5 protein-coding genes, 1 tRNA gene and 1 pseudogene are annotated in these 6985 nt (G+C 65.5%); all 7 read right to left on the reverse strand.

The window, feature by feature from the left end; translation table 11 throughout:
• Positions 1-137: 137 nt before the first annotated feature.
• Positions 138-1166, reverse strand: a complete 1029-nt coding sequence (nadA, locus tag RI841_RS12940) for a quinolinate synthase NadA (RefSeq protein ID WP_310706023.1) — start codon at positions 1164-1166, stop codon at positions 138-140.
• Between the two features lie 249 nt (positions 1167-1415).
• Positions 1416-1491, reverse strand: a tRNA-Lys gene (locus RI841_RS12945).
• Between the two features lie 82 nt (positions 1492-1573).
• Positions 1574-2431, reverse strand: a complete 858-nt coding sequence (rluB, locus tag RI841_RS12950; protein ID WP_310706024.1) for a 23S rRNA pseudouridine(2605) synthase RluB — start codon at positions 2429-2431, stop codon at positions 1574-1576.
• Positions 2431-3258, reverse strand: a complete 828-nt coding sequence (scpB, locus tag RI841_RS12955) for an SMC-Scp complex subunit ScpB (RefSeq protein WP_310706025.1) — start codon at positions 3256-3258, stop codon at positions 2431-2433. The genes rluB and scpB overlap by 1 nt, the downstream gene beginning before the upstream one ends.
• Complete coding sequence (locus RI841_RS12960) at positions 3255-4169, reverse strand: segregation and condensation protein A (protein WP_405000942.1); 915 nt, start codon at positions 4167-4169, stop codon at positions 3255-3257. The genes scpB and RI841_RS12960 overlap by 4 nt, the downstream gene beginning before the upstream one ends.
• Before the next feature lie 73 nt (positions 4170-4242).
• Positions 4243-6318, reverse strand: a complete 2076-nt coding sequence (locus RI841_RS12965; protein WP_310706026.1) for a PAS domain-containing protein — start codon at positions 6316-6318, stop codon at positions 4243-4245.
• 133 nt (positions 6319-6451) lie between these two features.
• Positions 6452-6985, reverse strand: a pseudogene (locus RI841_RS12970) (ATP-dependent helicase); the annotation flags it as partial.

Genomic DNA, 6985 nt, shown 5'->3' on the forward strand with positions numbered 1-6985 from the left:
GTAAGCCGTAAGCCGTAAGCCGTAAGCCGTAAGCCGTAAGCCGTAAGCCGTAAGTCAGTCTGTCGCCATCAAACTTCGCACAAAGGTTTTTCTTACAGCTTAGAGCTCACAGCTTACAGCTCCGGGCGTAGCCCGGTTCAGCGCTGGAAGTTGAGCATCCGCTCGAGGGGCTTGAGGGCCGCCAGGCGCAGCGCGTCGTCGACGAAGATCTCGCCCGACCCGTCTCGCAGGGTTCCCGCCAGGTTATCCAGGGCGTTCATCGCCATCCAGGGGCAGTGGGCGCAGCTCTTGCAGGTCGCGCCATTGCCGGCGGTGGGCGCCTCGAAGAGGGTCTTCTCCGGCACCGCCTGCTGCATCTTGAAGAAAATGCCGCGATCGGTGGCCACGATCAGCTTGTCGTGGGGGAGCTCCTTCGCCGCCTTGATCAACTGGGAAGTGGAGCCCGCCACGTCGGCCAGCTCGACCACCGAGGCCGGCGACTCCGGGTGCACCAGCACGGCCGCTTCCGGGTAGAGCCCCTTGAGGTCCTCGACCCCCTTGGCCTTGAACTCCTCGTGGACGATGCAGGCGCCATCCCAGAGCAGCATATCGGCGCCGGTCTGCTTCTGGATGTAGCCACCCAGATGCTTGTCCGGCGCCCAAAGGATCTTTTCGCCACGCGCCTGGAGGTACTCGATCACATCCACTGCGATGGAGGACGTCACCACCCAGTCGGCGCGCGCCTTCACCGCCGCGGAGGTGTTGGCATAGACCACCACGGTGCGGTCGGGATGGGCATCACAGAAGGCGCTGAACGCGTCGGCCGGGCAGCCCACGTCCAGCGAGCAGGTCGCCTCCAGGGTGGGCATCAGCACCCGCTTCTCCGGGGAGAGAATCTTGGCGGTCTCGCCCATGAAGCGCACGCCGGCCACCACCAGAGTATCGGCCTCATGGCGAGCACCGAATCGGGCCATCTCTAAGGAGTCGGCCACGCAGCCGCCGCTTTCCTCGGCCAGCTGCTGGATAGCATCGTCAGTATAGTAATGCGCCACCAGCACAGCATTGTTGGCCTTGAGCAGATGCTTGATCTCCTCGATGCGCGCCTCGTCCTCGGCGGGAATGCGGGTGGGGCAGTAAGTGCGTGCGAGCTGCTCGCGCAGTTCGGCACGGGAAGTCATGATCGTCATCGTGTCTACCACTGTGACCGGCAGGGGCTCCCCCTGCATTACACCAGGTGCCGCCGCTCGTACGCTCCGCACGGGGCAACACACCAGAGGGTCAACCGCTGCGTCTCTCGCTATGGCCGACCCGATACCATTCTAGACCAGAATGCCCGGCGATTGTTCGATTCAGGCGAGGAAAGTCATCCCGGGATGGTCATCATGCATGCCGTACGCGGAGCGCCCCCGCCTCATAGAGAAGCGGGGGCGCGAATCTGGTGGGTCGTGTAGGATTCGAACCTACGACCAATTGGTTAAAAGCCAACTGCTCTACCAACTGAGCTAACGACCCCTCCGAACGGGTGCAGATATTACTGATCTGCCCCCGTGATGGCAAGCGATTTTTGCCTTTGGTCGCAAGCGCGGAACCGCGCTCAGCGCCCGCGCTGGCCCTTGGGCTTACGCATGGCCTGCACCGGGCGGCGCTTGTGCTTGTCGCGGCTCCAGCGGTTCTTCTCGTCCGGGGTCAGCTCCGGCACCTTGCGTGCTTCCAGACCGGCCGTCGCCGACAGGTCATCGATCTCGTCCTGGGAGAGCTCCACCCATTCGCCGGCCTTGGTCCGCTTGTCGAGGAAGATGTTGCCGTAGCGCACCCGCTTGAGGCGGCTGACGGTCAGCCCCTGAGACTCCCACAGCCGGCGCACCTCGCGGTTGCGGCCCTCCATGATCACCACGTGGAACCAGGTATTGATGCCCTCGCCGCCGAACTCCTGGACGTCGGTGAAGCGCGCCGGACCGTCGTCGAGCATCACGCCCTCTACCATGGCCACCACCTGCTCCTTCTTCACCTCGCCCATCACACGCACGGCATATTCGCGCTCCACCTCGGTGGAGGGATGCATCAGCTTGTTGGCCAGTTCCCCGTCGGTGGTGAACAGCAGCAGGCCGCTGGTGTTGATGTCCAGGCGGCCGATGGCGATCCAGCGCTCGCCCTTGAGGCGCGGCAGGCGATCGAAGACCGTGCGACGCCCTTCCGGGTCCTTGCGGGTGCACAGCTCTCCCTCGGGCTTGTTGTACATGATCACCCGGCGCGGCACCTCCTCGGCGCCGCGCAGGGTCACCGGGCGGTCATCGACGGCCACCCGGTCGCGCATCTCGATGCGGTCGCCAAGGGTGGCCACCTTGCCGTTGACCTTGACCCGGCCCTCGGCGATGGCGGTTTCCATCTCGCGGCGCGAACCCAACCCGGCACGTGCCAGGACCTTCTGCAGTTTCTCGGTGGTAGTACTCATCAGTCGTCATTCTCACTGGGTGTGGATTCCGTCCCCGGAGCAGCGTCATCGACGACGCGGCCCCGGGCACGTTCGGACAGGCGCGCCTCCAGATCGGCAAAACTCAGTCCTGCCCGCTCGGACGCCTTCTCGGCGTGGTCATCATCATCGGTCCCGCCGGCCGTCGGGTCGGCGGCGGGCAGTACCGCCTCGTCGCCCGCCTGGGGCGACGTCTCGTCTTCTGCCTCGTCCGCCTGGGCCAACAGCTCGTGCTGGGGAGGCGGCGGCGCCTCCTCCAGCGTCGGCTCCTCGAAGTGCCTGAGCTCGTGCATCGGCGGCAGCTCATCGAGGGTCTTGAGGCCGAAGTCGTCGAGGAAACTTCGCGTGGTGGCATAGACCGCCGGGCGCCCCGGGACGTCACGATGGCCCACCACGCGGATCCAGCCGCGGTCAAGCAGGGTGCGCATGATCGAGCCGCTTACCGTCACGCCTCGCACCTCCTCGATGTCGCTGCGGGTCACCGGCTGGCGATAGGCGATCAGCGCCAGGGTCTCCAGCAGCGCCCTCGAGTAGCGCTGGGGCCGCTCGTCCCAGAGCCGCGACACCCAGGGCGAGAGGCGCGGCCGGATGCGCAGCTGGTAGCCCGAGGCGGTCTCGATCAGCTCCATGGCCCCGCGCTCGTGGCGCCCCCCCAGACGCTCCAGGGCCTCGCGCAGGGCACGCCGCGGCGGGCGCTCGTGGTCGTCGAAGAGCCCCTCCAGGCGCTCCAGCCCCAGCGGCTCCCCGGCCGCCAGCAGCGCCGCCTCGAGGATCTCGTCCAGGGCATCGGGAAATTCCATGGCGGTCATGCCGGGTCGCTCCCGTCCGAATCATCGAAGGGGCTCTCGCCCTCCTCCAGGGCCTCCGGCTCGACGACCTCCTGCTCATCCAGCCGGGCCCGTACGTGGATAGGCGAGAGGGGGGCATTCTGTACGATCTCGATCAGCGCCTCCTTGGCGAGCTCGAGGATCGCCATGAAGGTGACGATCACCCCGGCCCGCCCCTCCTCGAGGGTAAAAAGCGCCTCGAAGGCGGTGTAGTGCTCGTGATCCAGGCGCTCCATGATCGCCAGCATGCGCTCCCGGGTCGAGAGCCCCTCGCGGCTGATCTGATGGGCCTGATTGAGCTCCGCGCGACGCAGGATGCCGGCCAGGGCCCCGAGCAGCTCGTCGAGCTCCACATCGGGGTGGATCACTCGCGCCTCCAGGGCCGGCAGTGCCGCTCGGGCCGGGAACCAGTCGCGCCCCAGGCGCGGCAACTCGGCGAGCGACTCGGCGGCGTGCTTGAGGCGCTCGTACTCCTGCAGCCGGCGGATCAGCTCGGCCCGCGGGTCCTCCTCCTCGTCGTCCCCGCCCTCCTTCGGCGGGCGCGGCAGCAGGGTCCGTGACTTGATCTCGGCCAGCATGGCCGCCATCAGCAGATACTCCCCGGCCAGTTCGATCTCCATGGCCTTCATCAGCTCCACGTACTCGATGTACTGGCGGGTGATGGCGGCCACGTCGATGGCCAGGATATCCAGGTTCTGGCGGCGAATCAGGTAGAGCAGCAGGTCCAGCGGCCCCTCGAAGGCCTCGAGGAAGACACGCAGCGCCTCCGGCGGGATATAGAGATCCTCCGGCAGCTGGGTGATGGGCTCGTCGAACAGCCGCCCCAGCACCTCGGCATGACCGGCCGCGGCATCGGTCTGTTCGGGGCTGGCGGTATCGGGGGTGGCGCTCACGCGTCGTGCCTCTCCGGGGACGCAGGATCAACGGGGCAGTCTAGCAAGATGCCTCTTGCGCAGACAGACCCTGTCACCTGATTGTTACATTGCCCATCTCTTCGCCTTCGTGACAAACGCGATCGCGACCGCGCTCCTTGGCACGATAGAGCGCCTTGTCGGCTCGCTCCACGGCGCTGTCCGGCGAATCTTGCACTCGTAATGCCACCACCCCCAGGCTGATGGTCAAGCGGATGCTGGCATCACCCGAGGCTACCTGCAGGGCCGCGATGGCCCGGCGGAAACGTTCGGCGACCTCGAGGGCTGCGTCAAGCGACGTCTCAGGCAGCAGGATGGCAAACTCTTCGCCCCCCATGCGACCCAGGATATCAGGGGTTCGAAGTTGCTCCCGCCCTGCGGTGACCAACGCCTTTAGCACTTCATCCCCGGCGGCGTGGCCAAACGTGTCGTTGATGCGCTTGAAGTGGTCGGCATCGAACATCACCAAGCAAGCCTCCTCGCCATGACGCTTTACGCGTGCCAGTTCGGCTTCGAGGCAATGCATGAAGTGCCGCCGATTCGGTGCTCCCGTCAGCATGTCCACGGTGGCCAGGTGCCGGAACCGCGCCTCGCTGGATTCGAGTTCCAGCTGTAGATGCTTGCGCTCCGAAATGTCGGCGATGTAGCCATGCCACATCACACTGCCATCCTCCAGTCGCTCCGGGGTGGCCAGCCCTTCAACCCAGAGTTCGTGACCGTGAGGATGACGAACCCGGTATTCACAGTGCCAATGGCTCAAGGTCTCGGCCGACTCGAGGATCGACGCTTCCACCTGCGGGATATCATCGGGGTGAATCACGCTAAAGGCCGCCTCATCGCTTCGCGCCAGCACTTCCGGTGTCGCACCGTAGATCGCCATGCTGCTGCGACTCGCATAGAGGAAACGTCCCGCGCCGCTGGGGGGCAGCAGATACTGATAGAGAAAACCGGGGAGCTGCTGGGCCAGCTTTTCCAGCCGCTGGCTGAGGCGGAAGGAATCGGAGATATCGAGAATCGCCCCCACCACCTTGACGGGACACCCGGCGCCGTCGCGGATCAGCCGTTTCTCGCTTTGCACCTGGAGATAATGGCCATCCCGGTGGCGCAGACGGTAATTGAGCTGAATCGGCCCCTCTCCCGCCAACATGGCCTTCACCTTGGCCAAGACCAGAGTCGCGTCGTCGGGGTGGATCATGGCATGCCAAACGGCATGGCCCAGCAGCTCACTGCGTGTATAGCCGCACAGCCGCTCAACGCTGGAACTGACATAGGTGAGGATCAACTCGGACGTCGGCTGGCACTCATAGATCACCACGGGGCTCGCCTGCAGCAGCTGATCCAGGGCCTCGAAGGCATCACGGCTCTCTCGTTCGGCCTCCTTGAACGGTGTGATGTCGCGAGCAATCCCCGCCAGCTCGACGACGTTACCATCCACGTCATCCACGGGTACCAGCAGGGTCTGCCAGTCACGCACCCCGGCCGGCAGGGTCAGCCGTTCTTCATACTGGATGGGGTGCTTGAGCCGAACGCATTCGCGATAATGCGCCTTGACGGCAGCCGCCTGTGAGGCCTCGAGGAGGGTATCAGGGGTCTGGTCGCGGAGGACCTCGAGGGAGACACCAGTCTGCTGACGATGGGCCGGGTTGTTGTAGCGAAAAACGAATTCCCCGTCGGGCTGCACTGCAACCAGAAAGATGGGGTCGGGAGCATTCTCGATAAAGCGCTGGTGCAGCGTCAGGACGCTGTTCAGTCGCAGCCGATCGACCTGTTCTCGGGTCACATCCCGCGCGACGCCGAACAGACGCAGCGGCTCACCCTGCGGCCCCCGCATCAGCCAGGCGCGATCATGAATCCAGACCTGCTGGCCATCGGGCCTGAGGATTCGGTAGCGACGCTCCACTTCCCCCTCCTGCAGCAGCCGATCATGGGAGGCCGCGACGGCCTCGCGATCGTCCGGATGCACGATGGTCAACCAGAGATGCGAGTCCTCCATGAATTCCTGAGTCGGGCGTCCGAACACGGCAGCGGCGGCAGGGTTGACGTACTCGAGCTGGAGCTGGGGATAGCCGACGGACCAGATTACGTCATCCACGCGCTCCACCAGACTCGAAAAGAAATCTTCAGGCAGCACTTTACCCCCCGTTGACAGGCGTCATCAGCCCGCCTTGTTCGTCAGGCTTACTGTATCGGCCATCCGCCTGTGTCGTTTGCCGCGTCTCCACTCTGAAGGGAGCATCTGGGCCAGCCATTAACGCTCAGGCCCCTTATTCTGCCGCCTCCGCACGGCGAAATCGACCAGTGTAATCGAAGAGCTTCTCGCGCACCTGCCAGTGGTGGCCCACCTTCCGGCCCACCACGAAGTCGGGGTGCCGCAGGCGGCGGTGCTCGGCAATCACCTGCTCGGGCGAGGCGGGATGGAACGGCACCCCGGGGGCGCGCAGGTGATCGCGCAGGAAGGCCGCGGCGAAGGCGCCGCGCTGGGGCGGCGTCTCCAGGGCAAACCACTCGGAAAGGGTGGCGCCATCCTCGTCATGGTAGGTCACCTTGAGGCGCGGCAAACCGCGGCCGTTGACGGCAGCCTCGAGCTGCATCCCGGCGACGCGCAGCACCCGGGCGTCGCGCAGCCGCAGCGCCTCCCTCAGCTTGTCGTCGGCGTCCACCAGCAGGGTTTCGCAGCCATGACAGCGCCGGGCGGCGATATCGTTCTCGGCGCCACAGTCACCGCATACCTTGAAGCGAAACCGGAAGTCGCACTGCTTTCTACCGGCGCCCGACGCCGCGCCACGCCACCCATGGAG

Source organism: Halomonas sp. (assembly GCF_031581305.1).
Lineage (GTDB): Bacteria > Pseudomonadota > Gammaproteobacteria > Pseudomonadales > Halomonadaceae > Halomonas.

Coding starts and splice junctions, on each gene's coding strand:
- rluB (WP_310706024.1), bottom strand. CDS start 2,431: ATGAGTACTACCACCGAGAAACTGCAGAAGGTCCTGGCACGTGCCGGG.
- scpB (WP_310706025.1), bottom strand. CDS start 3,258: ATGACCGCCATGGAATTTCCCGATGCCCTGGACGAGATCCTCGAGGCG.
- nadA (WP_310706023.1), bottom strand. CDS start 1,166: ATGACGATCATGACTTCCCGTGCCGAACTGCGCGAGCAGCTCGCACGC.